General features: G+C 70.2%; 19 protein-coding genes. 8 read left to right on the plus strand and 11 right to left on the minus strand.

What is annotated here, in order from left to right; translation table 11 throughout:
• Positions 1-206: 206 nt before the first annotated feature.
• The 6 genes from C1703_RS21050 to C1703_RS21075 all read right to left on the minus strand — a co-directional run bounded on the left by C1703_RS21050 (position 207) and on the right by C1703_RS21075 (position 8179).
• Positions 207-1574, minus strand: a complete 1368-nt coding sequence (locus C1703_RS21050) for a cytochrome P450 (RefSeq protein WP_114254341.1) — start codon at positions 1572-1574, stop codon at positions 207-209.
• A 648-nt stretch (positions 1575-2222) separates the two neighbouring features.
• A complete protein-coding gene (locus tag C1703_RS21055; protein ID WP_198678237.1) occupies positions 2223-3470 on the minus strand; it encodes a DUF418 domain-containing protein in 1248 nt (415 codons plus the stop codon).
• A gap of 141 nt (positions 3471-3611) precedes the next feature.
• Positions 3612-3746 (minus strand): hypothetical protein, encoded by a 135-nt coding sequence (locus C1703_RS40165; protein ID WP_269803209.1) that lies wholly within the window; start codon positions 3744-3746, stop codon positions 3612-3614.
• Positions 3747-4085: 339 nt separating this feature from the next.
• Positions 4086-4379, minus strand: a complete 294-nt coding sequence (locus C1703_RS21065; RefSeq protein WP_114254343.1) for an antibiotic biosynthesis monooxygenase family protein — start codon at positions 4377-4379, stop codon at positions 4086-4088.
• Positions 4380-4416: 37 nt separating this feature from the next.
• The gene (locus tag C1703_RS21070) at positions 4417-6987 is read right to left on the minus strand and encodes a glycoside hydrolase family 32 protein (RefSeq protein WP_114254344.1); all 2571 of its coding nucleotides are present in this window, start codon (positions 6985-6987) and stop codon (positions 4417-4419) included.
• 226 nt (positions 6988-7213) lie between these two features.
• On the minus strand, positions 7214-8179 hold the full coding sequence (locus tag C1703_RS21075) for a carbohydrate kinase (protein ID WP_114254345.1): 966 nt from the start codon (positions 8177-8179) through the stop codon (positions 7214-7216).
• 223 nt (positions 8180-8402) lie between these two features.
• Between C1703_RS21075 and C1703_RS21080 the strand changes: the two genes are divergently transcribed.
• The 5 genes from C1703_RS21080 (at position 8403) to C1703_RS21100 (ending at position 14547) form a co-directional block, all read left to right on the plus strand.
• Positions 8403-9425, plus strand: a complete 1023-nt coding sequence (locus C1703_RS21080) for a sugar ABC transporter substrate-binding protein (protein WP_114254346.1) — start codon at positions 8403-8405, stop codon at positions 9423-9425.
• A 148-nt stretch (positions 9426-9573) separates the two neighbouring features.
• On the plus strand, positions 9574-10587 hold the full coding sequence (locus tag C1703_RS21085; RefSeq protein WP_114254347.1) for an ABC transporter permease: 1014 nt from the start codon (positions 9574-9576) through the stop codon (positions 10585-10587).
• Positions 10584-11417, plus strand: a complete 834-nt coding sequence (locus tag C1703_RS21090; RefSeq protein ID WP_114254348.1) for an ATP-binding cassette domain-containing protein — start codon at positions 10584-10586, stop codon at positions 11415-11417. Before C1703_RS21085 ends, C1703_RS21090 begins: the two co-directional genes overlap by 4 nt.
• Before the next feature lie 91 nt (positions 11418-11508).
• Entirely contained in the window at positions 11509-12540 is a 1032-nt protein-coding gene (locus C1703_RS21095) for a LacI family DNA-binding transcriptional regulator (protein ID WP_114254349.1), read from the plus strand.
• A 951-nt stretch (positions 12541-13491) separates the two neighbouring features.
• Entirely contained in the window at positions 13492-14547 is a 1056-nt protein-coding gene (locus C1703_RS21100) for an SGNH/GDSL hydrolase family protein (RefSeq protein WP_114257520.1), read from the plus strand.
• Between the two features lie 301 nt (positions 14548-14848).
• On the opposite strand, the gene C1703_RS21105 is transcribed toward C1703_RS21100, so the two are convergent.
• The 3 genes from C1703_RS21105 to C1703_RS21115 form a co-directional block, all read right to left on the minus strand.
• Positions 14849-15712 carry an SGNH/GDSL hydrolase family protein gene (locus C1703_RS21105; protein WP_198678238.1) on the minus strand — a complete coding sequence of 288 codons (864 nt, stop codon included), beginning with the start codon at positions 15710-15712 and terminating at the stop codon, positions 14849-14851.
• 47 nt (positions 15713-15759) lie between these two features.
• On the minus strand, positions 15760-15951 hold the full coding sequence (locus C1703_RS21110; protein ID WP_114254350.1) for a hypothetical protein: 192 nt from the start codon (positions 15949-15951) through the stop codon (positions 15760-15762).
• A 389-nt stretch (positions 15952-16340) separates the two neighbouring features.
• Positions 16341-17279 (minus strand): LysR family transcriptional regulator, encoded by a 939-nt coding sequence (locus C1703_RS21115; RefSeq protein WP_114254351.1) that lies wholly within the window; start codon positions 17277-17279, stop codon positions 16341-16343.
• 691 nt (positions 17280-17970) lie between these two features.
• On the opposite strand from C1703_RS21115, the gene C1703_RS21130 reads away from it, so the two are divergent.
• The 3 genes from C1703_RS21130 (at position 17971) to C1703_RS21140 (ending at position 21672) form a co-directional block, all read left to right on the plus strand.
• Positions 17971-19257 (plus strand): DUF418 domain-containing protein, encoded by a 1287-nt coding sequence (locus C1703_RS21130; protein ID WP_114254353.1) that lies wholly within the window; start codon positions 17971-17973, stop codon positions 19255-19257.
• A gap of 346 nt (positions 19258-19603) precedes the next feature.
• On the plus strand, positions 19604-19786 hold the full coding sequence (locus C1703_RS39005; protein WP_157993143.1) for a hypothetical protein: 183 nt from the start codon (positions 19604-19606) through the stop codon (positions 19784-19786).
• A gap of 80 nt (positions 19787-19866) precedes the next feature.
• A complete protein-coding gene (locus C1703_RS21140) occupies positions 19867-21672 on the plus strand; it encodes an ABC transporter ATP-binding protein (RefSeq protein ID WP_114254355.1) in 1806 nt (601 codons plus the stop codon).
• Positions 21673-22072: 400 nt separating this feature from the next.
• Here the strand turns inward: C1703_RS21140 and C1703_RS21145 are convergent, their stop codons facing one another.
• Positions 22073-23215 (minus strand): DUF418 domain-containing protein, encoded by a 1143-nt coding sequence (locus C1703_RS21145; RefSeq protein ID WP_114254356.1) that lies wholly within the window; start codon positions 23213-23215, stop codon positions 22073-22075.
• Positions 23216-23462: 247 nt separating this feature from the next.
• The gene (locus tag C1703_RS21150) at positions 23463-23990 is read right to left on the minus strand and encodes a hypothetical protein (protein ID WP_114254357.1); all 528 of its coding nucleotides are present in this window, start codon (positions 23988-23990) and stop codon (positions 23463-23465) included.
• Positions 23991-24201: the final 211 nt, after the last annotated feature.

The raw sequence follows: 24201 nt of genomic DNA on the forward strand, positions 1-24201 counted from the left end.
CATCAGGTATCCCGAAATCGTTGCGCGACAAGTGGCAATCGGGGACATCTGCACAAATGACGGACCGGATTCCCTGTACGGGCCTGGCGGCGATCGGCGTGGCGAAGCTCGTGGTGGACCGGGGTGCCAGGTGTGCGGCGGTGACACGCTCGTCGATGAGTGCGGAGGTGTCCGTCCGCAGCACGTGGCGAACTGCAACGGGAGCGCTAGAGGCCGGCCTCGGCTCGGGGGCGGTTGCGGGGGCGGATGGTCATCCGCAGTTCGCGCGGCCGCACGGTGAGCCGGGCGACCTGGCGGACGGCCTGTCCCTCGGCGAGCTCCAGCCGTACCGAACGCAGCATCGTCGCGAGCGCCGTGACCATCTCGGTGCGGGCGAAACGGTCCCCCATGCACTTGTGCTTGCCCTCCCCGAAGGGCAGGAACGCGCCCGGCACAGGCTCCTGCGCGGGGTCGTTCCACCGGTCCGGGTCGAAGGTGAGCGGACGGGGGAAGCGCTCGGGGTCGCGGTGCAGGGCGTGCTGGCAGTAGGCCAGTTCGGTGCCGGCGGGCAGCGTCCACGCGCCGAGCCGGGTCTCCTCGGTGGTACGGCGGGTGACCAGCCAGCCGGGGTGGTGCAGCCGCAGGGTCTCGGTGATCACCCGGTTCAGGTACGGCAGCCGGGTCACGTCGTCGAAGGTGACCGGCCGTTCGCCGAGGACCTCGTCCAGCTCGGTCAGGACCCGGGCCTCGATGCCGGGGTGGCGGGCGAGTTCGTACAGGGTCCAGGACAGCACCGACGCGGTGGTCTCGGTGCCCGCCACGGCCAGGGTGAGGATCTCGGAGCAGATCTGGTCCCCGGTCAACGGCTCGCCGGTCTCCTCGTCGACGGCGCGCAGCAGCATGGAGAGCATGTCCCCGGTGTCGTGCCCGGAGGCCTGCAGTTCGGCGACGGCGGTGTTGACGGTGGCGCGTACGCCGGCCCGGGCCCGGTCGAAGCGGCGGTTGAAGGGCAGCGGCAGGCGCTCGGCCCAGTCGGGCAGCATCATGCGCACGCCGACGTCGTTCATCACCACCGACAGGTCGCTGCGCAGTCGGCGGAAGACGGCGTCGTCGAGGCTGCCCGAGAACACCGTCTTGGCCAGCATGTCGAGGCTCAGCCCGACCATCGCCTCGCGTACGTCGAGGGCCCGCCCGGGTTTCCAGCCGGCGACCGTGGCCGTCACCTCGGCGCGCATGATGTCGACGTACCGGCTGATCTCGGCGTGGGCGAACGCCGGTTGCACCTGGCGACGTTTGCGCACGTGATTCCGGCCGGTGGCGGTGACGACACTGTCGCCCAGCAGTTGGCCCAGCTTGTCGTAGAGCCGGCCCTTGTCGAGGCTGGGCGCCAGGGCTTTGAGCATCTGGTGGATCAGGGCCGGGTCCTGGACGACGACGGTGCGCGTCCCGGGTTGCAGGACGATCTCGACGAGTGGTTCCCGTGTCTCGCGCAGCGAGTCGATGAAGCCGAGGTTGTCGCGCATCTTCAGAGCGTGGCCGATGAACGGAAACGATCCTGCGGCCCGAGGTATGGGGGGAGGCGCAGTGGACGTCACGGGTCATCCCTTCACGTCGATCTGGGGCACCCCTATGGCTTCCCTGACCTTTCCCCAGCGCAATCCTGTCATGGACGTGTCCTGCGACACCTGGGGCGAGCTGGTCGAGCGCAGACGGGATCTCGGCTGCGGCACGATACGCGGCGGTGGCCTGCTGCGTGCTCCGTCTTCGCGTGCCAGTGGGAGGCGGTGACGGGGGAGAACGCCATGGCCATCAGCATCGCCGTGGTGGCCCCGTCGTCCCCGCGGCCGAGCGAGAACTCGGCGACGACGTTGTGCACACGCCAGCCACGAGGGCCGTCGAACCGGCCCGTTGAGCCGCTGACCCGGTGCGTGGCCGACCACGTGGGACCCGCAGGAAAGGAATCCTGTGAACACCGCATCCGTCCCGGAGGCGACGGGTGCCGAGTCCCTGCGCGCCCGCGAGCCTGCCTGGGTGGCCGTCGTGGTCTCAGCCGCACCGGCGGCCACCGTCTCCTGACCCGCACCAGCCGTTGCCCCGGGTCGCGCCGGGCATCATGCCCACGCATGTCCCACGGTCGCACGGACCTTGCCCATGGACGGCCGGTCGGCGACAGACGGAGCTGACAGCGGTCGGCCGGAACCACGGCCGAAGCCCGCAAGGGCGATCCCCTTGCGGGCCGGATCTCACCGGATGTACTTGGCGGGCATGGTGGCGGCGTTGAGGAGGTATTCCAGGGGGCCGCGGCGGAAGAAGCGGGACCAGATCGCGGCGAACACGATCGCCCCGAGGACGAACATGATCAGGGGCACCCAGGACTGCTGGGTGCCGGTCCCGGCGGGCACGGACAGCATGGGCTGGATGACGAAGTGGCCGACGTAGGCGGTCAGCGACATGGTGCCCACGGCGATGACCGGTGCCGCCAGGCGGCGCAGACGCGGCAGACGGTCCATCAGCACGGTCGCGCCCACGATCACGAGGATCGCGACTCCGACGCTGCCGATGATGTCGAACGTGGTGCCGCTGTGCGGCCCGGCTGTCAGGAGCAACGACGCCGGCATGTCGGGCAGGGACCCGCTGTCGAGGGGCACTGATCCGGAGCCGCCGGACGACGCCCCGCCTTCCGCGAGGCTCCGCAACGCGCCCTTGCCGGCCAGCAGCAGGGACATGCCGTACGCGACCGCCGTGAGGGCGGCACCGAAGACGGCCAGGCGCTTCTGAACGGTGCCGGAGGACAGGTCGAGGCGGCCCAGGGCCATGCCCGCGATCACGAACGACATCCAGGTGAGCGCCGGGTAGAAGCCGGTGAGCAGCAGGTCGAGCACTCCCACCTCGCTGAGGCGGCGGAGCGGGTCGTAGGCGTTGATGCTCTCCTGGACCGACGACGTCAGCAGCGAGTTCAGGAGGAACGCCAGCTGCGGTGTGACGAGGGCGAACGCGGCCGCGATGATCGCGAGGGTCCTGGCGCTCAGGCGGACCAGGGGCAGGGCGAGAAGGAAGTAGACCCCGTAGAAGCCGAGAATGATCACTCCTCCGAACTCCATCGCCAGCACGGTGCCCAGTGCCAGCAGGATCACGGCGCGGATCACGATGCGGGCCTTCGCCTGCCGGCCGGCCAGGCCGGTCTTGGGCTCGCGGCGGCCGGCGATCAGCATCAGGGAGAACCCGGCGAGGGTGGCGAACAGGACCGACGAGTGACCGTCCGATATGTAGCGGATCCAGCTGCCGACGCCGCTGGTGGCGGACAGCGGGGGGCCGATGTGCACGATGTACATGCCGAACACCGCCAGCGCGCGGGCCAGGTCCACCCCGACGAGGCGTCCCATCGTGGGGCCGGGCGAGGCCTGTCCGGCGGACTCGGGCGAGGTTCGGGGCCGTGGAGGCGAGTTCTCCTGCGGAGCCGACGTCTCCTGCGGCGGCTGTATCTGTGTCATACACAGAATCCTTCGGTGCCGTCAGGAGAGGGACCATCCGGCAGGTTTCGGTGACGCCCCCGCCGGTCGGCCGGGACCGCCCCGCCGACCGGCGGAACAGCGCCGCGGCGGCCGGCCGGCGGGCCCGGACGGCCAACCGCCCTACTTGATGAGGGTGTTGGCCACCACGACCATGAGCCCGAGCAGCAGGATCAGTGTCGGCAGCGTCGCCACCACCAACGGCCACTCGGACAGCAACAGCCGCACCCCGGCGCGCGCCCCGTGATCAGGAGCCACTGGGCGCTGCTGAACCCGCACACGCCCCCGAACAGCACATGGGGCCGTGCCGCACAGCGGCGCAGAGCACGGGCAGGCTGACGCGGGTACGACTCGGGCATGGGCGCCCACGGCGCCCCGCGCCTGGACCTCAACCTGGCCCCCAGCCCGGCCACGGACACCCGCACCCGCGCCCAGCACATCGCCCGCGACCGCTGATCACGACGGACAGCAAAAAGGCCCGGGTCTCTGACCTGGGCCTTGACTCGAGGTCGTCGATGCGCCACTCACCCGTCCGGTGCTGCGCGACAACACCGGCGACCCGTGTGATGGCCGGCCCGCGAGGCGGGCCGGCCACGCTCAGGCCACCGGATCGAGGAAGGTCAGCACCGAGGCGTCCTCCTCGATCAGCGGGACGAGGGCGGCGTTGAACGGTCCGCCGTACGGGGCCTTCAGGTGGGCCTGGAAGGCGTCCTCGTCCCGGTACACCTCGAAGATCCAGTAGGCGCGCGGGTTCGACGCCTTGGTGTAGACGTCGAAGGCGAGGTTGCCGTCTTCCTCGCGCACCTTCTTGGCGTAGTCCCGGATCAGGCGGGCGACTTCGTCCTCCGCTCCCTCGCGGGCGGTGAACTCGGCGAGCAGGGTCTTGTTCACGGTGTGGTGTCCTTCGTGGTCGGGCGCGATGTGAGGGTCACTCGCGGTAGGAGTCGAGGTGCCAGACGCGGGCACGGTCCAGCCTCACCGAGCCGTTCTCGGCGAACACCCGCACTCCCTGGCTGCCGGGGTCGGGGAAGATCTGGTCGGTGATCACCGCTTCGCCGCTGCCGCCGAAGACCTCGACGGACGACCAGTCGACGAGGATCCGCAGCTTCACCTTGCCGTTCTTGGCCTGCAGCGGTGCTCGCTGGACGCCGGGGAAGGAGCTGTTGAAGTCCACGGCGCCGGAGCGGGTGCGGTCGACGTACAGCTCCTGTGTCGTGGTGTCGTAGCCGATGACTGTCTCCTGGCCTCCGGCGCCGGTGCGGACCTTGAGGCCGAAGCGTTCGGCGTCCTTGAGGGAGAAGGTGGCCTCGATGTCGAGTGCCTTGCCCTCGGCCGCAGGGCCGATCAGGGGCTTCGTGGTGCTCTTGACGGTGAGGCCGGCCGCCGTCGCCGGGCGCCTCTGCCGGAGGGACTCCAGGCTGCTCACCGGCATGCTGGTCAGTCGGATGTGGCCGTCGACGGTGCGCAGGGCCATCTCCCGCGGGGCGCTCTGCGCGCCGCGCCAGGGGGAGGTGGGGACGGCTCCGCTGTAGTCCCAGTTGTTCATCCAGCCGATCATGTACCGCTTGCCGCCCGGCGCGTCCTCCCAGGACACCGCCGCGTAGTAGTCCTTGCCGTAGTCGGCCCAGTCGGCGCGCTGCACGACGGACTTGGCGGGCTTGTCGGCGGCGGTGAACCGGTCGGCCAGGATGTGGCCCCAGCCGGCGGTGTTCATGTCGACGACCTGGATCCGCGCCTTCTTGCCGGCGTAGGGGCGCAGGTCGAAGGAGGCCCAGTCGAGGGTCTCGCTGTTGGAGCCGGTGGCGCTGCGGACGACCTTGCCGTCGACGATCAGGTTGACGGACGTCTCCTGGGAGACGGGCTGGGCCTTGGTGTCGGACAGCATGATGTGGTCGACGTTGATGTGGCCCCAGCCGCCGGTGTTGTCGTCGACGATCCTGAGGTGCGCCTTCTTGCCGGTGAGGTCGCTGACGTCCCAGGAAGCCCAGTTGAGTGCCTCGGCGTCCTCTCCGGTGGCGCTGCGTACGACCTGGCCGTCGACGAGGAGTTCGAGGGCTGTGGGGTTGGCGGCACCGCTCGGGTGATGACCGCCGCCGATGAGGAAGTTGATGTGGTTCTTGTCGATGGTGAATTCGGGTGAGGTGAGGGTGCCGGTGGTGGAGTCGCCGTTCAGGTAGGTGTTGACCAGGCCGTCGCCCAGCCAGCCGGAGACCTCTTGCTGGTGGGGGAGGGTGCCGGTGGCCGGCGCCGAGCCGAAGGCGTCTCCGGTCTTCGTCCAGTCGCCGTAGCTGCCGCCTTCGAAGTCGGCGAGGACCGTGCCCGCGGGCGGCGGTCCCTGCTCCATGACGGTTCCGGCTTGGTGCGGGTGCCGTCCGCCGCCGACCTTGAAGTTCAAGTAGGGGCTGTCGACGGTGAATTCGGGTGAGGTGAGGATTCCGGTGGTGCCGTCACCGCTGTGGAAGCTGTTGGCGAGGCCCTTGCCGTCGAAGCCCTCGACGGTCCCCTGCCCGGCCAGCGCCCCGGCGGCCGGTCCGTCGCCGAACGCGGTGCCGCTGGTCGTCCACGTGCCGAAGTCGGTGCCCTCGAAGTCCTGCACCACCGTGCCGGTGGGCGGGGTGTAGGTGCCCTTGCCGTCGGCGGTGAACTTCTTGCCGTCGAAGTCGCCGATGAAGTACTGGGCAGCCGAACCGCCCGCGATCCCACCGGGGTTGATGTTGACGACCAGGACCCACTTGATGTTGTTCTCGTCCCCGTCCACCGCGAGGGGGAACAGGTCGGGGCACTCCCACACGCCGCCCGTCGCGCCGGCCGGGCCGAACTCGCTGAGCAGGTCCCAGTCCTTGAGGTTCTTCGACGAGTAGAACCGCACCTTGTGCTCGGTGGACAGCGACACCGTCATCAGCCAGCTCCTGGTCGGCGCGTACCACTGGACCTTGGGGTCGCGGAACTCCCGGGAACCGATGTCGAGGACGGGATTGCCCTGGTACTTGGTCCAGGTGCGGCCGCGGTCGGTGCTGTAGGCGAGCGACTGGGCCTGCTTGCCGCCGTCCTTGTAGGCGCTGGTGTAGATCGCCACCATGGGCGGGTTCTCCTTCGTGCCGAACCCGGTGGTGTTGTTCCAGTCGACGACCGCACTGCCGGAGAACACCATCTCCTCGTCGTCGTGCGAGAGGGCGAGCGGCAACTCCTGCCAGTGCACGAGGTCCTTGCTCACCGCGTGCCCCCAGGACATGTCACCCCAGGAGTTGCCGTTCGGGTTGTACTGGTAGAAGAGGTGGTACTCGCCCTTGTAGTACACGAGGCCGTTCGGGTCGTTCATCCAGTTCTTCTGCGGGGTGAAGTGGAACTGGGGCCGGTAGGTCTCGGAGTACGGCGGGTCCGGCGGGGTGTCGGCAGCGACGGCCTGAGGAGCCAACGGGGCTGCGGACAGGGCGCAGACGGTCGCCACCGCCGCGATCATCCGTGTGCGGGCATGCCGGGATACACGTCCAGAGCTCATGGTGTCTCCTGTGCTGCGGCTGTTCGCGCAGCGGAGCTCGCGGCCCGGCGCGGAACCAACCGAAGGTTGACGCCTTGCCGGTGCGCCGACGTCCACGGCGCCCGACAAGGAGTGTCATCGTTGACTTGTGTCAGCGATGACACCGAGTGGCCCGATGATGGGGGCAATCCGGTCCACGCGTCAACAGTCCTGACGCCAGGTCACCTCTGGGCGGTTCGCCCGGCCGTCATACGCGGCCGACGGTGGCGAGTTGCTCCAACTGGCTCCGCCACGGCGGGTTGGGGCCGGCGACCGAGCAGGTCAGGGCCGCGACCTGGGCAGCGAACCGGCAGGCGTCCGCGACGTTGTCGAGGCGGAGTTCCGTCAGCCTGCCACCGAGGAGTCCGCGGGTGCCGAGGTGGTGCAGCAGCCCCGCGGTGAAGGAGTCTCCCGCCCCGACCGTGTCGACGACGGTCGTCGGCACGGCGGGCACCTCGATCCGTTCGCCGTCGAGGGAGGCCAGTACGCCGTCGGCACCGCGCGTGATCACGACGAGCCGCGCCCCGGCCCCGTGCCAGATGTCGCACGCCTGCTCGGGCGGCGTGCCCGGCAGCAGGAGTTCCAGGTCGTCCTCGCTCAGCCGCAGCACATCGGCCAGGTCGCACCAGTGCGCCAGCCGGGCACGGTAGACCTCGGGATCCACCAGCAGCGGCCGGACATTGGGATCGATGCTGATGGTCGCCCGAGGGGCCGACGCGGCCAGGAAGTCCTCCACCACCGCCGCGCCGGGTTCCCGGACCAGGGCCAGGGAACCGGTGTGCACGCAGGCGGTATCGGACAGGTCCACCCCCGCCAGCTCCCCGGCTGTCCACTGCCAGTCGGCCGTGCTCTGCGCATGGAAGGAGAACGCGGCCTGCCCCCGCTCGTCCAACTCCGCCACGGCCAGCGTGCTGGCCTCCGCGGCCGCGACGGCGCTCGACAGGTCCACCCCGGACGACTCCAGGTGCGCCCGGAACAGGCGGCCGAACACGTCGCCGGACAGCCGTGCGAGGAAGCGCGCCGGGGTGCCGAGACGGGCCAGGGCCACGGCCGTGTTCGCAGGTCCTCCGCCGGGCAGCACCCGCAGGCGCAGTTCGTTCGGGATGCTCGCCGGTTCGGTGAACGCGTCCGCGACGCACTCTCCCAGGACGGTGATCTGACGCGGGCTGCTCATGGGCGGCTCTTCTCTGCGAACGCTCGGGCGGAAGCGGGCACGGATCGGGCATCCACCCCGGCCGTTACGGACTTGTGTCTCGTGCAAGGCATTGACGTTGCCGGAGCCGGAGTCCATCATCCTCGGCAAGCAGTGTCAACGATGACATAAGTCAACGCTGACACCTCGGGCGGCATGCTCTGGACCCGCCCCGTGCCGCTCGCTCATCCCTCAGGAGTCGAACATGTCTCGCACCACTCGCCTGTCCTCCTCCCTCCTCAGAGCCGCCGCTGTCGCGGGCGTCGCGGCCCTCACCCTGACGGCCTGCGGTTCCGGCTCCGGATCGGGTTCGTCCAGCACCGGTTCGGGCGACGTCAAGGTCGGTCTGATCACCAAGACGGACACCAACCCGTTCTTCGTGAAGATGAAGGAGGGCGCGGAGAAGGCGGCGAAGGCCGAGGGCGTCAAGCTCATGACCGCGGCCGGCAAGTTCGACGGGGACAACGCCGGTCAGGTCACCGCCATCGAGAACATGGTCGCCTCCGGTGTGAAGGGCATCCTGATCACCCCGAGCGACTCCAAGGCCATCGTGCCCGCGATCGAGAAGGCCAAGGCCAAGGGCGTCCTGGTCATCGCCCTGGACACCCCCACCGAGCCGCAGAGCGCGGTCGACGCCCTCTTCGCCACCGACAACGTCAAGGCCGGCGAGCTGATCGGCGAGTACGCCAAGGCCGCCATGAAGGGCAAGGCCGCGAAGATAGCCACCCTCGACCTCGCCCCGGGCGTGTCCGTCGGCGTCCAGCGGCACAACGGCTTCCTGAAGGGCTTCGGCGTCAAGGAGGGCGACTCCTCCGTCGTCTGCTCCCAGGACACCGGCGGCGACCAGGCCAAGGGCCAGACGGCGATGGAGAACTGCCTCCAGAAGGAGCCCGGCATCAACGTCGTCTACACCATCAACGAGCCTGCCGCGCTGGGTGCGTACACCGCGCTGAAGGCGAAGGGCCGGGAGAAGGACGTCCTGATCGTCTCCGTCGACGGCGGCTGCACCGGGACCCAGGCGGTCAAGGACGGCAAGATCGCCGCGACGTCGCAGCAGTACCCGCTGAAGATGGCCGCCGAGGGCGTCAAGGCCGTCGCGACGTACGCCAAGGACGGCAAGAAGGCGTCCGGTTACACCGACACCGGCGTCACGCTGATCACCGACAAGGCGCAGGACGGGGTCACGTCCAAGGACACCGCATACGGCCTGGAGAACTGCTGGGGCTGAGCCGCCCCCGAGGACCGGTCGACACCGCGTCAGCCCCTCAGCGGGGCGGCCGTCCCTCCTCCCCGACCGGGGACGGCCGCCCCCTCCTCGTTCCCTTGTCCTCCGACGGGGACGGACAAGGACATCTGTCTTCCGACAAGGACTTCGCATGACAGCCACGACCACGCCCCCGGACACGTCCAAGCCGTACGCCGGGCTCACCGCACCGAGCACGGCCCGCAGACTGCTCACGCAACCGACCACGGGCCCGCTGGTCGCCCTTCTCCTGGCCTGCGTCTTCTTCTCGCTCTCGACCGAGCAGTTCCTCACCGGCGGGAACTTCTCGCTGATCGTGCAGCAGGTCATGGTCGTCGGCACGCTGGCCATCGGCCAGACGCTGATCATCCTCACCGCGGGCATCGACCTGTCCTGCGGTGCCGTGATGGCGTTCGGCAGCATCGTGATCGCCAAGATGGCGGCCGAAGGCTCCCTGCCCCCGCTCGCCGCCATCGCTCTGGGCCTGGTCGTCTGCGGCGGCTTCGGCCTGCTCAACGGGGCGTTGGTGCAGAAGATCCCGCTGCCGCCGTTCATCGTCACCCTCGGCATGCTCAACGTGGCGTTCGCGCTGACCCACATCTACTCCGAGGAGCAGACGGTCACCAACCTGCCCGGCCCGCTGACCGCCCTCGGCCAGACCTTCCCGCTCGGCAAGACCGACATCACCTACGGCTCGCTGGTCACGATCGCCCTGTTCCTCCTCCTCGCCTACGCCCTGAGCAACACCAGCTGGGGCCGCCACGTCTACGCCCTGGGCAACAGCCCGGAGGCGGCGCGGCTGAACGGCATCCGCACCTCCCGCCTGACCATCGGCGTCTACACCGTGGCCGGCGTGCTCTACGGCATCGCCGCCCTCCTTCTCATCTCCCGCACCGGAGTCGGCGACCCCCAGGCCGGTCAGACCGACAACCTCGACAGCATCACCGCCGTGGTCCTCGGCGGCACCAGCCTCTTCGGCGGACGCGGCTCGGTCCTGGGCACGTTCATCGGCGTCCTCATCGTCGGCGTCTTCCGCAACGGACTCCAGCTGATGGGTGTCGCCTCGATCTACCAGACCCTGATCACCGGTGTCCTGGTGATCCTCGCGGTGACCGTCGACCAGATCTCCCGGAGGAAGGCCCGATGACCACCACCACCGAGACCCCCGTCCTGCAGGCTCGCGGTCTGGTCAAGCGCTACGGCCACGTCACCGCCATCGACGGCGCCGACTTCGACCTGCTGCCCGGCGAGGTGCTCGCCGTCATCGGCGACAACGGAGCCGGAAAGACCAGCCTCATCAAGGCCCTCACCGGCGCGGTGGTGCCGGACGAGGGCGAGATACGCCTGAACGGAAAGCCGATCCAGTTCTCCGGCCCGCAGAGCGCTCGCGCGCACGGCATCGAGACGGTCTATCAGGACCTCGCCGTAGCAGCCTCCATGGACATCGCCTCGAACATGTTCCTGGGACGCGAACTGCGCCGTCCCGGCGTCCTGGGCAGCGCCTTCCGCATGCTGGACAAGAAGCGCATGCGTCAAGAGGCCGCCGAGCACATGGCCGACCTGAAGATCGGCCTGCGCTCGCTGACCCAGCCGGTCGAGACCCTCTCCGGCGGACAGCGCCAGGCCGTCGCGGTCGCCCGGGCCGTCGCCTGGGCCCGCAGCGTCGTCGTCATGGACGAACCCACCGCCGCCCTCGGCGTCAAGGAGTCCGGACAGGTCCTCGACCTCATACGCCGTGTCCGCGACAAGGGCATGCCGGTCGTCCTGATCAGCCACAACATGCCGCACGTCTTCGAGATCGCCGACCGCATCCACGTCCACCGCCTCGGCAGGCGAGCGGCCGTGATCAAGCCCTCGGACTACTCCATGGCGGAGGTCGTCGCCATCATGACCGGCGCGCTCACCGTCGACGAGGCCGGAGGTACCGTCGTAGCGGATTCCGACGCGGCGAAGGCCGCGGGAGTCCAGGCCAACTGACGTACGACGAAACACTCACGGGTTCCGGCCGCGGGGCCGCGCACGGCGCCACCGCGGCCCGAACCTACGAGAAGGGGAGACTGTTTACTCCATGGCAGCGAACCGCCGCCCCACCCTCGCAGACGTGGCACGGGAAGTGGGCGTCAGCGCGAAGACGGTCTCCCGCGTCCTCAACGAGGACGGCCCCGTCTCGGCCAAGACCAGGGAGCAGGTGCTCGCCGCCGTGGCCAGGCTCGGCTTCCAGCCGAACCTCATGGCCCGCAACATCCGCGTCGGCGGACCCGACACCACCATCGGTCTGGTCATCCCCGACCTCGGCAACCCCTTCTTCGGAGCCGTGGCCAGGAGCATCGAGGACACCGTCCGCGACCGCGGCCTGACCCTGCTCATGGGCTCCTCCGCGGACGACCCCGACCGCGAACGCGCGTTGACGGACACGTTCCTCGCCCGCCGCATCAGCATGCTGATGGTGGCGCCGTCCGTCGGCGCCACCCACTCCCACCTCAAGACCCACCGCGCCGCGGGCCTGCCCGTCGTCTTCCTCGACCGCCCCGGCAACGGCCTGGCCACGGACAGCGTCGTCAGCTCCAACCGCGCGGGCGCCCACGAAGGCGTCGCCCACCTGATCGCCCACGGCCACCGGCGCATCGGCTTCATCGGCGACGTTCCCACCAGGCTCTACACACGCCGCGAACGCCTGGCCGGATACCGTGCGGCCCTGGAGGAAGCCGGTCTCCCCTACGACCGCTCCCTCGTGACCAATGCTCACGACCAGCAAGGGGCCTCCACCGCCACCGCCCAGTTGCTGAGCCTGGCCGATCCCCCCACCGCCCTGTTCGCCGGCAACAACATCGTCGCACTGGGAATCGTCACCGAACTCGCCCGCGCCGAACGGAAGGACATCGCCGTCGTCGCCTTCGACGACGTCGCGCTCGCCGAGGCGCTCGAACCGGCCCTGACCGTCGTCGCCCAGGACCCCGAGGAAATCGGCAGGGCGGCCGCGGCCGCCGCCCTGGCCCGGCTCGACGGCGACCGCTCCCGCGTCCGCACCATCACCGTCCCCACTCGACTGATCGTGCGCGGGTCGGGGGAACAGTCCGCTCCGCGGCTGCAGGAGGCGTGACAGCGGAGGCGGTCGCGACGCCTCGAAAGGGCCCAGGTCGTTGACCTGGTCCTTCTTCATGGAGCGGGTGACGAGAACCGAACTCGCGCTCTCAGCTTGGGAAGCGACGGCGCTCGGGTGGGCGTTATGGCTCTTCGCGGGGCGTCGGAGATGCTCGATGGGCCACCATCACGTTGCCGGTGCAGGCCCGTTCCCGGTCGGCCGCATCCACCTCGGTGATCTCGGAGAGGCCGATCGAGCCACCGGGTGCCTGGCGCCGATCCGGTGGCCGAACCGGGCCAGACACCGCTCCTTGCCGTCGCGGCGGTCTCCGACGGTGGGCCGGCCGCGTGGCCGCCCGCCAAACCGGACGTGACGGTTTCCGTCATCCAGCTCTCCCTGATCAGGGCGTGAACGACCCGGCCGACTGCGTGCCGTGGACGCGGTCACGGCAGGCGTCGCGGGCCGCGACGGTCCCGCCGCAGCAACCCAGCATGACCCGCGCCCCGAGCCGAACCGCCGTGGGCTGTCCGACTCCGCGGAATCGGTGGACCGGATTACCTCCAGCGTCTGCATTCTGCGATGCTTAGCATTCGATCACTCAACGCATGGCTACCGGCGAGTCTGGTGAGCAATTCCCGGCCGGTCGAGCCCTTCTGCTGGTTATACGTGCCCGATGTGATCGTTACGTTGTCGACCTCCCATATCCAATTCGTTGTCAGCCTTGCTAGATTGACACCCGCCTCTCCGCAGCGAAGGCGGGCAGATCCCGCTGTGTCACGGAGGCAGAAATCCCCCTGTGCCTTCACCAAGGCCTTCTTCGCGTGCCCGAAAACCCCTGCGGCTGAGTTCCCCTGCTTACAGTCACGTCTCAGGCCAATGCCTTTCGGTACCCAATCCCCCCAGCAACTGGAAAGCACGTAAACAATGAGATCCCTGCAGCGTTTCGGCCCCCCGTTGGCCATCTCAGCCATGACGATCGTGCTGAGCACGCCCGGGCTGGCCACCGCCGATGAGGCGACCAACGGCAAGGACGCCACGTACTACATCTCGCTCGGCGACTCCCTGACCACCGGCTACCAGCCGGACGTGGACAAGGACACGGACGTCGCCTACACCGACCAGCTCTACGCGCAGCTCAAGCAGCGCACCCCCGGACTGAAGCACATACGCCTCGGCTGCACCGCTGAGACCACCGAGTCTCTGATCAACGGCGGAAAGTGCGACTACCCGAACGCCAAGTCCCAACTGGACGCCGCCTTGCAGGCCATGGCCGAGCACAAGGGCAAGGTCGCCTACGTGACCCTCAGCGTGGGCGCGAACGACATCCTCCTCAACTGCGCCAGCCCGGCCGGCACCCTCGACGGGGCGTGCCTGAACAGCGCGAGCCAGACCATGGCGAGGAACCTCGCCCAGATCGCGGGCGCGCTCCGCAAGGCGGGCGCGAAGGACACCCAGTTCGTGGGCTCGACGTACCACAACCCGTTCCTGGGGGCCTGGCTGCAGGGTGCCGCGGGGCAGCAGGCCGCCAAGGAGTCGGCACCCCTGGTCAGGGCCGCCAACGCGGGGATCACCCAGGTGTACAAGTCCACCGGCTTCAAGGTGGCGGACGTGGCCGGGGCGTTCTCCTCGGACGACTTCACCACCCAGGTGAGCGTGCCCGGCGCGGGCGAGGTGCCGGCGAACGTGGCCAAGATCTGCCAGCTGACCTGGGCGTGCACGAAGCAGGACCCGCACCCCAACGCCGACGGCCACAAAGTGATCGCAGGCGCCTTCGCGGCGATGCTCGCCAAGAACGACACCCCCGGCGAGGACACGTCCCCGACTCCGACCCCGACCCCCAGCGAGCCGGCTGCGCCCGGGCCCGGCACGGACACGGGGGCGAACGACCCGACCACGAACGGAGATCTCGCCGAGACCGGCGCGTCGAGCAACGCTCCCGTCCTCGCGGGTGCCGGTCTCGCGGTCGTGGTGGTCGGCACCGCCGCGGTCTACTTCGCGCGCAGGCGCACGGGCCAGGAGAGCTGACCGGCAGTCAGCAGATCGAGCTCAAGCAGCAGGCCGCTCGCGGTGTCGCGGGCGGCCTGCTCGGGCTCGGCCGCGGACGGCCCGGAAGCAGACCCCAGCCACCCCGGGGACCGCGCCCCCGCGAGTTCACCGACGTGCGGCGTCTGCCGCTGACGGAAGTGGTCCGCGCAGGCCGGATCGTCCTGAACGGATGGGCGGTGACCGGGGCGGGGGAGGCATCCATCCGCACATCAGGGACGGCGGGAGGCATGGGCCCACCCGAAGGTGGGCCCATGCCTCTCTGTCGTCACGGCCGGGATGTCTAACCCTGCCGCAGAACCGCCGCGAAGGTGTCGGCGATCACCTTGTGGCCGGAGGCGTTCGGGTGGGGGTCCTGCTTGGTGCAGGCCCAGGTCAGCTGGCAGACCTTGGCCACGTTCGAGGGCACCTGGCCGTAGCCGGGCACGTTGACGGGGGTGAAGTCGTTCGAGCCGAAGGCTCCGGCCACGTCGGCGACCTTGAAGCCGGCGCCGGAGTACACCTGCGACAGGGCCGCGTTCTCGGCGTTGACCAGGGAGACCGAGCCCTTGGCGGTCTCCTGCCCGCCCTGGCCCTTGAGCCACTGCCCGAGGAACGGGTTGTAGTACGTCATGCCCGCGAACTTGGTGTTCGGGGTTCCCGCCGCGCGCAGTGCGCCGGTGATCTGGGCGACGTTCTGGGGGATGGCCTGGGTGGCGCGGTTGACGCAGGCCTGGTCGAATGCGCCGGTGGTCTTGCTGACGCACTCCAGGATGTCGTTGGCGCCGATGTCGACGGTGACGTAGGCGACCTTGCCCTTGTACTGGGCCATGGCCTTCAGTGCGGCGTCCAGCTGGGACTGGGCGTTCGGGTACGAGCAGGTGCCGCCCTTGATCAGCGATGCGGTGGTCTCGCCGTCGCAGCCGAGGCGGATGTGCTTCAGTCCCGGCTGGTACTGCTTGAGCTGGGCGTAGAGCTGGTCGGAGTAGGCGACGTCCGTGTCCCGGTTCACGTCCGGCTGGTAGCCGGCGGCTATCGAGTCGCCGATCGAGATGTAGTACGTGCTGTTGTCGCCTCCGTTCCACGGGCAGGCGGCGGCCACGCCGGGCGCGGCAAGCACGACCGCCAAGGCGGCGGCGGCGAGTTGGGGTGCCTTGTGCGTACGCATCAGTTGCGTGTGCTCTCTCTTGTTCTGTGGGAGGGGGGTGGATTGGCTCAGCGGGCCCGATGGCCTGTCCGGTACACCGCACGGATGTCGGTGACCGCGGAGACGGCGTCGGTCGGGGAGCTGCCGAGCGCGAGGAGGTCGGCGTCGGAACCGGGGCGCCGGGCGCCCTTGTGTCCGGTCCGGCCGACCACGTCGGCTGCCTCGCTGGGCGTGGACCGCAGTACGTCACGGTCCGACATGCCCGACTCGGCGAAAGGGATCAGCGTGTGGGGTAGACGCTGTGAGGTTGGTCGGAGCCGATGCCGGCGTTGACTCCGGGAACGACCCGGACGCCCGAGGCGATGGACTTGGCGCTGGCGTCCGCCATGGCCGCCCTACGCACGACCTCGTCCAGCGTCCTGGCGCAGGCCGACGCCTTCGGGGGTGAAACATGTCCTGCCCGTGGCGTCCGCGACGCGCTGGGTATCACTGTTGAACTCCGAGAAACCGAAAGGTGGGGGTGACGAGATCAGTCGCTCTAAGCGTGATCAACTCTGGCTGCCGCAGTCTGCTTTGGGAACGCGAAATCGCCGATGACGGGCATAGATGGGATCAATACCGCTGCGGAGGTCGGTTTCCGAGGGCGTGATCAGGTGTGCGGTGTGCCGGTGGGCACGGTCCGCGCCGTGCTCGCGGCGACCGTTCGACCGGCCTCGACCGCGGTCCTGCGCAACCAGAGGTGTGCCGGGTCGCGTTCATGCAGGGGGTGCCACCACAGGGAATGCACGAACCGACTTCCGCTGAAAGGCAGTTCGATTACAGCCGTGCCGCTGTCGGCGGGAAACAGGCGGGTGGCGCTTTCGGGGACGACGCCGACCCGGTCGGTTCCGGCGATCAGGTACGGCATGGTGAGGAAGTTCTCGATGGCGACCTCGACCCGCGGTTCGATGCCGTGGGCATTCAGCCCGTGCAGGGGCGAGAAGCCGCACGACGGGAGGTAATAGGGCAGTATCCAGGGGCGGGTGGCCAGTTCCTCCGGAGTCGGCGGAGCGGACGTGGCGGTGCCGTGTGCCATGACGCACACCCAGCGGTCCTCGTACAGATCGATGGCCGGGAGGTTCGTCAGCAGGCCCTGCGGCAGCACCATGCCGTCGACGTTGCGCAGGTGCTCCTGCGCGCCGCGGACGAGGTGCGGGCTGTTGTGCTGGAACCGCAACCTCACCCCCGGCGCCGCCTCGTGCACCAGGGCGGTCAGGATGCGCCCGAAGGTGGCGAGCTGGACGTCGGTCACGATCAGGGTGAACTCGCGCTCGGCGGTGGCGGGGTCGAAGTCGGGGTGGATGCCAAAGACCCGGTTGGCCGAGTCGAGGGTCCGTTTGGCGTGCGGGGCCAGGCGCTCGGCCAGCGGGGTGAGTTCGTACTGGTTGCCGACGCGGGTGAGCAGCTCGTCGCCGAAGTGGCGGCGGAGCCGGGCCAGTGCGGCACTGACGGTGGGCTGGCTCAGACCGAGCCGCTGGGCGGCCCGCGTCACGCTGCGCTCCTGCAGCAGGGCGTCCAAGGGCACCAGCAGATTCAGATCCAGACCCATGGCGCCAAGCCTCCGCGACGACATCATCTTGGTCCGGGTCAGCATAAGTGATCGGATATGACCGAAAGCCCAGCTAACGGGCCTACTCTGCCGAACTGCGCGCGGGGCTCCGACTCGGCCTGGACGGGCGGGACGTCATACGGGAGGACTGGGACGGCCGGATCGCCGTCCGGTTCACCGTCACCGACGGCGACCGCACCTCCACGGACGAGGTGATGCCGCGCGCCGCCCCGGTCCTCACGCGGCACCATCGTCAGCGCGTCGAGCAGGCGCTGGTCGTGGACGGCGCTCGCCAGACCCCAACCGGCGCGGTCGCCGAGCAGTTCGCCGCGGAGGTGCGCAAGGCCGGTAACCCAGGCGGCGAGCCCGCCGGGCGGCACGGCTCCCGGCTGCCCGCCAACACCCCGCGCGGCTGGAAGATCGGCATCGCCGGCCCTCGACTTGGACAACCTCGTCATCCGCCTCCGCGTGGCCGAGCCAGAGCGGACGAACGGCAGACCTGCCCCCGGCGAGACCGGGTCCGACGCTGGAGTCCGCACGGTCGTCCTCCCGGCCTTCCTCAGGTGAGCCTGCTGACGTACGGCCGAGACCGTCCCCCGCCAGTCGGAGGGGGTCGGTCGGCCGACCGGCGGGGCACCTCCCGAAGCCCGGCGGATGGTCGACCGCCCACCGCCTCGGCAGGGTTGTCCCGGTGACCGAGATCGAAAGCGCCAAGAAGACGCCTTCCCGGCCCTCACCCTCACCCGGGTCCGACACGGCGATGGAACGCCCCGCGTCGTTGGCGCGGCTGGTCGGGGTGGACCTCGCCCGTGCACTGGCCGTGTTCGGGATGTTCGCCGTGCACGTCGGTCCCGCGCCCACACCGGGCGGCGGCATCGGCGACTGGTTCCTGGAGCTGGCGAGCGGCCGGGCGTCGGCTCTGTTCGCCACGCTCGCCGGCTTCTCGTTGATGCTGATCGCGGGCCGCTTCGAGCCGAAGACCGGACTGGCCGGCCGGCAGGCGAGGGCCCGGATCGTGATCCGGGCCGTGATCCTCCTGGTGCTGGGCAGCGCGCTGGCGATGACCAACTTCGGCGGCGCCGGGATCCTCAACTTCTACGCGGTGTACTTCCTGCTGGCCCTGCCCCTGTTGAGGCTGCGGGCCAGAACTCTCGCGGTCATCGCGGTGACGCTCGCGGTCGTCACACCGCAGGTGGCGTACGTGATCCGGGCGCTGCTCACCGAGTCGATCGTGAACAGCATCGACTCGTACGACCCGATCGCGCGGCTATCCGGCGTAGGCGTGCTCGACCTCCTGCTCCTCGGCCTCTACCCGGCGATCACGTGGATGACGTTCGTGGTCACCGGCATGACGTTGGGCCGGCTGGACCTGACCTCCCGCACGGTCCAGCGGCGGCTGGCCGTCGTCGGTCCCGCGCTGATCGCGTTCGGATACGGCGTCTCGTGGCTGGCGCTCCGGCTGACCGGCGGCGCTCAGAAGATCATGGCCGGGATGCCTGGCATGAAGGACTTCGGCGCCATGAAGGACCCAGGTGCCATGAAGGACGCCGCCATGGCATCGGGATCCTTCGACTCGCCCGTCGGTGGTGGGCTGGGTGGCCCCGACGCATGGGGGCTCCTGGCAGCCGAGCCGCACACCGGTTCCACGTTCGACCTCATCGGCAGCATCGGGATCGCGATCACCGTGCTCCTGTGCCTGACGGTGGCCATGGACCGACTGCGGTGGCTGCGCCGGCTCGCAACTCCCGTCATCGCGGTCGGCACCATGTCTTTGACCCTCTATGTGGGCCACATCCTGGTCATCCTCGCCCTGCCCGGCGAAGCGGCCACCCCGCCGCAGTCCGCCTCCGCCGCGCTGCTGCTCTGCTTCGTCCTCGGGGCCACCCTGTTCGCGGCGATCTGGTCCCGCTTCTTCCGACGCGGACCGCTGGAGTACCTGCTCAACAGCGCCACGAAACTGGCGAATCGCGTCCGCTGAGCCTCGGGCGGGCACCACCAGAAGTCCGAGCGTGTGCCGCCTCGACCCTGATTTCAAGGACCTTCGCCATGGCCGTCGTCCCCACCGCCCGGAGCAGACCGGCTCCCACGGCCTCCGCCGGGAATCGCACCGCCGCGGCGACCGGCCGGAAGCTCCGGCGCGCTGGGAACGCCCGGCGCTGGCCGCGGTGCTGGGCGTCGCCGCACTGCTGTACGCCTGGGGCATGGGGCACGCCGCGATTCCTGTTGCCCCTCCTGCCCCAGGCCGGTCTTTCCAGCCACTCGGCGGGGGAGGACCCGACAGTCGCCGGATGTGCGGCGACCGGCCGGGCGTCCAGGCTGAAGGCATGACAGAGCACGTTCGTGACAAGGAGCCCGAGACCGCCGTCGAGCCCGGCAGCGGCCGGTTGCTGGAACTTCTCGGCCTGACGCTGGTGGCGGGCGCCGGTGTTCTGTTCGTCGTCCGCCCTGAGTTCTACGAAGCAGGGGTGCACCTCTTCGCCTCGCGGGCGGCCTCACTCGCCCACTGAGCCGCCCCATGGCCCCCTGGCGGGCTGATGCCCGCAGCCGCTGACGCGGTGCGCGGCCGAACACCTAGGAAAGGAAGTCTGTGAACACCGCATCCGCCCCGGAGGCGACGGGTGCCGAGTCCCTGCGCGCCCGCGAGACGCTCAAGGCGCTGTACGGGTACGTCCGTCCGCACCGGCGGGCCGTCGCGCTGGGTCTGCTGTGCGCGCTGGCCGGGGCCGCCGGCGGGCTGCTGCAGCCGCTGGCGACGAAGACGCTGGTCGACCGGCTCTCGTCCGGTGGCACGATCGGCACCGTCCTGCTGGCCATGACCGTTCTGGTCCTGCTGAGCATGGTGGCCGAGGCGTTCGGCGCCTATGTGCTGGAGCGGACGGCGGAGTCGGTGGTGCTCGCCGCCCGCCGCGGCCTCATCGGACGGTTGCTGCGGCTGCGCCTCACGGAGGTGGACCGGATGCAGCCGGGCGATCTGATGTCCCGGGTGACCTCCGACACCACGCTGTTGCGGGCCGTCAGCACCCAGGCGGTGGTCTCCGCGGCGACGGGGGCGGTGACGCTGGTCGCGGCGGTCGTGGTGATGGGATTCCTCGATGCCGTTCTGCTCGGTGTCACGCTCGGCGTGGTCGCGGTCGTCGGTGTGGCCGCCGCGCTGGTGATGCCGAAGATCGGGCAGGCCGCCGAGCGTGCGCAGGCGGCTGTCGGGGAGATGTCCACGGGCCTGGAGCGGGTCTTCGGCGCGTTCCGCACGGTGAAGGCGTCCGGCGCCGAGGAGCGGGAGACCGCCCGCGTCGAGGCGGCGGCACGCAGGGCGTGGCGCCACGGCGTGCGCGGCGCGAAGTGGGAGGCCGTGCTGGGGTCGGCGGACAACCTCGCCGTCGAACTGGCGTTCCTCGCGGTCCTCGCCGTCGGCGGGGCGCGGGTGGCGTCCGGGGACATGCCCGTGTCCACGCTCATCGCGTTCCTGCTGTACCTCTTCTACCTGATGGAGCCGGTGTACAAGCTGGTCGAGGCAGCGTCCCACTACCAGGAGGGCGCGGCCGCGATCGCCCGGATCGCGCAGGTGGACGGCCTGGCGACGGAGCCTCAGACCCGGCACCGGCCGGTGCGGCCCACGGCGACGGAGGCGGTACGGCCGCGCCCGGCGTCGGTCCGCTTCGAGGAGGTGTCCTTCCGGTACGGGCCCGGGCTGCCGGACATCCACCAGCGGGTGGACTTCGCGGTGCCGGGCGGCGGGATGACGGCGTTCGTCGGCCCCTCCGGCGCGGGCAAGTCGACGGTCTTCGCGCTCGTCGAGCGGTTCTACGAAGCGACCGGCGGCCGTGTCCTGGTCGACGGCGAGGACGTGACCAAGTGGCCGCTGTCCGAGCTGCGGTCCGTCATCGGGTACGTCGAGCAGGACGCGCCGGTGCTGGCCGGCACGCTGCGGGAGAACCTGGTCTTCGCCGCGCCCGGCGCGACCGACGACGACCTGCGCGAGGTCCTCGCCCGGACCAGGCTCGACGCCCTCGTCGAGCGTCTCCCGCACGGTCTGGACACCCCGGTCGGGCACCGCGGCACGAAACTCTCCGGCGGCGAGCGCCAGCGCATCGCGATCGCCCGCGCGCTGCTGCGCAGGCCCCGGCTGCTGCTCCTGGACGAGGCGACCTCGCAGCTCGACGCCGTGAACGAGCTGGCACTGCGGGACGTCATCGCGGACGTGGCCCGCGAGACCACCGTGCTGGTCGTGGCCCATCGCCTGTCGACCGTCACGGACGCCGACCGCATCGTCGTCATGGACGCGGGCAAGGTCCGCGCGGTCGGCACCCACGAGGAGCTGATGGCCGAGGACGAGCTGTACGCGCAGCTCGCGGCGACGCAGCTCCTGACCCCGGCGGGACGCCCCGGCGGGTGAGCCGGGCCTGACCCACGGGCTCGCCGGTGCCGCCGGCCGTCGTCCACCGGCCGGCCCCCGCCGCAGGGCGGAGGCCGGCCGTGCCGGGTGGCGGGATGGTGGCGTCGGACATCTGCCGGATCTCTGTGCTGTACCGCCACGGCCGGTCCCTCGACGTTCCGCTCGCCGACAGCCCCCCGCGACCCGGACGAGCCCGTCGAGCACATCGCCGGCCTCAGGGTGGAGTACACCCTCGGGCGAAGGGGACACCGTGTCGCTCCTCGCCTGCCTGTCCCGGCTGCCTCCCCACGTGGGTCGGCCAAGAACAACAGCCGAAGCCCGCAAGGGCGATCCCCCTGCGGGCCTCGGCAGACCGTTCAGGCCGGGGTGGGGCAGGAAGCCGAGCCACCCCGACCGGACCTCACCGGATGTACTTGGCGGGCTTGGTGGCGGTGTTGAGAAGGTGCTCCAGGGGGCCGCGGCGGAAGAAGCGGGACCAGACGGTGGCGAACACGATCGCCCCGAGGACGTACATGAGCAGCGGCACCCAGGACTGCTGGGTCCCTGTCCCGGCGGGCGTGGACAGCACGGACTGCGCGACGAAGTGGCCGACGTAGGCGGTCAGGGACATGGTGCCCACGGCGATGACCGGCTTCGCCAGGCGGCGCAGACGCGGCACGCGGTCCATCAGCACGGTCGCGCCCACGATCACGAGGATCGCGACTCCGACGCTGCCGATGATGTCGAACGTGGTGCCGCTGTGCGGCCCGGCGGCCAACAGTTCCGAGAACGACCGCTGGGGCTCCATGGACCCGCTGCCCATGGACGCCGCCCCGGAGCCACTGGACGACGACCCGTCCTCGGCCGTGCTCCTCAACGCGTTCCTGCCCGCCAGCAGCAGGGACAAGCCGTAAGCCCCCACGACGAGACCGGCGCCGAGAGCCGCCAGGCGCCGCTGGACGGCAGCCGCCGACAGGTCCATGCGACCCAGCGCCATTCCGGCGATCACGAACGGCATCCAGGTGAGCGCCGGGTAGAAACCGGTGAGCAGCAGATCCAGCACTCCCACCTCGCTGAGGTGGCGGAGCGGGTCGTAGGCGTTGATGCTCTGCTGGACCGACTCGCTCAAGCCCATGGTCAGGACGAACGCCAGCTGCGGCATGACGAGCGCGAGCCCCGCCGCGATGATCGCCAGCGTCCTGGCGCTCAGTCGCACCAGAGGCAGGGCGAGGAGGAAGTAGACGCCGTAGAAGCCGAGGATGATCACGCCCCCGTACTCCATCGCCATCACGGTGCCCAGCGCCAGGAGGAGCACGGCGCGGATCGCGATCCGGGCCTTCGCCTGCCGGCCCGCCAGGCCGGTCTTCGGCTCGAAGCGGCCTGCGATCAGCATCAGGGAGAACCCGGCGAGGGTGGCGAACAGGACCGACGAGTGGCCGTCGGCTATGTACCGGATCCAGCTGGCGACGCCGTGTGTGGCCGACAGCGGCGGGCCGATGTGCACGATGTACATGCCGAACACGGCCAGCGCGCGGGCCAGATCCACCCCGACCAGACGTCCCATCGAGGGACCGCCGGTGGCCTTCCCGCCGGACCCGGGCGAGGTCGCGGACGTGGAGGCGAGTTCTCCTGCGGAGCGGACGTTTCCTGCGGCTGCTGTGTCTGTGCCATACGGAAGATGCTTCGGTGCCGTCAGGAGGCGAACCATCCGGCAGGCTTCGGTAACGCCCCCGCCGACCGGCCGGGACCGCCCCGCCGACCGGCGGAACAGCACCGCGCGGGCCGGTCGGGGGCCCGGACGGTCGACTGCCCTATTTGATGAGGGCGTTGGCCGCCACGACCGCCAGCCCGAGCAACGCGTCCACCATGCCGATCTTCACGGCGGAGGCCCACGTGCGACCGGCAGCACGGGCCGCGAGCAGGCCCCAGGCGAACAGCAGCACCACGTTCACGGCGAAGGCCACGTACTCGATGCCCGCCGAGGGCCACCACCCCCAGGCCGCGCCGAGCAGCAGGACCAGCGTCGGCACCGTCGCCACCACCAACGGCCACTCGGACAGCAACAGCCGCACCCCGGCGCGCACACCGTGATGGGTCCGGTCGCCGCGCAGGGCGATCAGATGGGCGTACCCGTGCGCCAAGGCCGAGGCGACGGCCGTGACCAGGAGCCACTGGGCGCTGCTGAACCGGTCGGCCGGCGCCGTCTCGCCCTGTTCCGTCAGGGCGGCCACCATGGAGCTGGCCAGTACCGCCCCGTACACCCCCCCGAACAGCACATGGGGCCGTGCCGCACAGCGGCGCAGAGCACGGACAGGCTGACGCGGGTACAAGCGGGGCATGGCTGGGTGATCCTCGAACGGTACGGAAATCGACTGCGGCCCGCGGACTCGGGCGGGCCCACGGACCGATCCCACCGGACGAGAGCCGCGGACACCATCCGCCGGACCTCGCCCATCCGCCCGCCGACGGGCCGGAGCACTCCCCCCGGACGGCTGGAACAGGCCTGCCGGGTGGCGGGTGTCCACAGCGGCCCCACCGCCGCGTGCCCGT

Source organism: Streptomyces sp. Go-475, assembly GCF_003330845.1.
Taxonomy (GTDB): domain Bacteria; phylum Actinomycetota; class Actinomycetes; order Streptomycetales; family Streptomycetaceae; genus Streptomyces.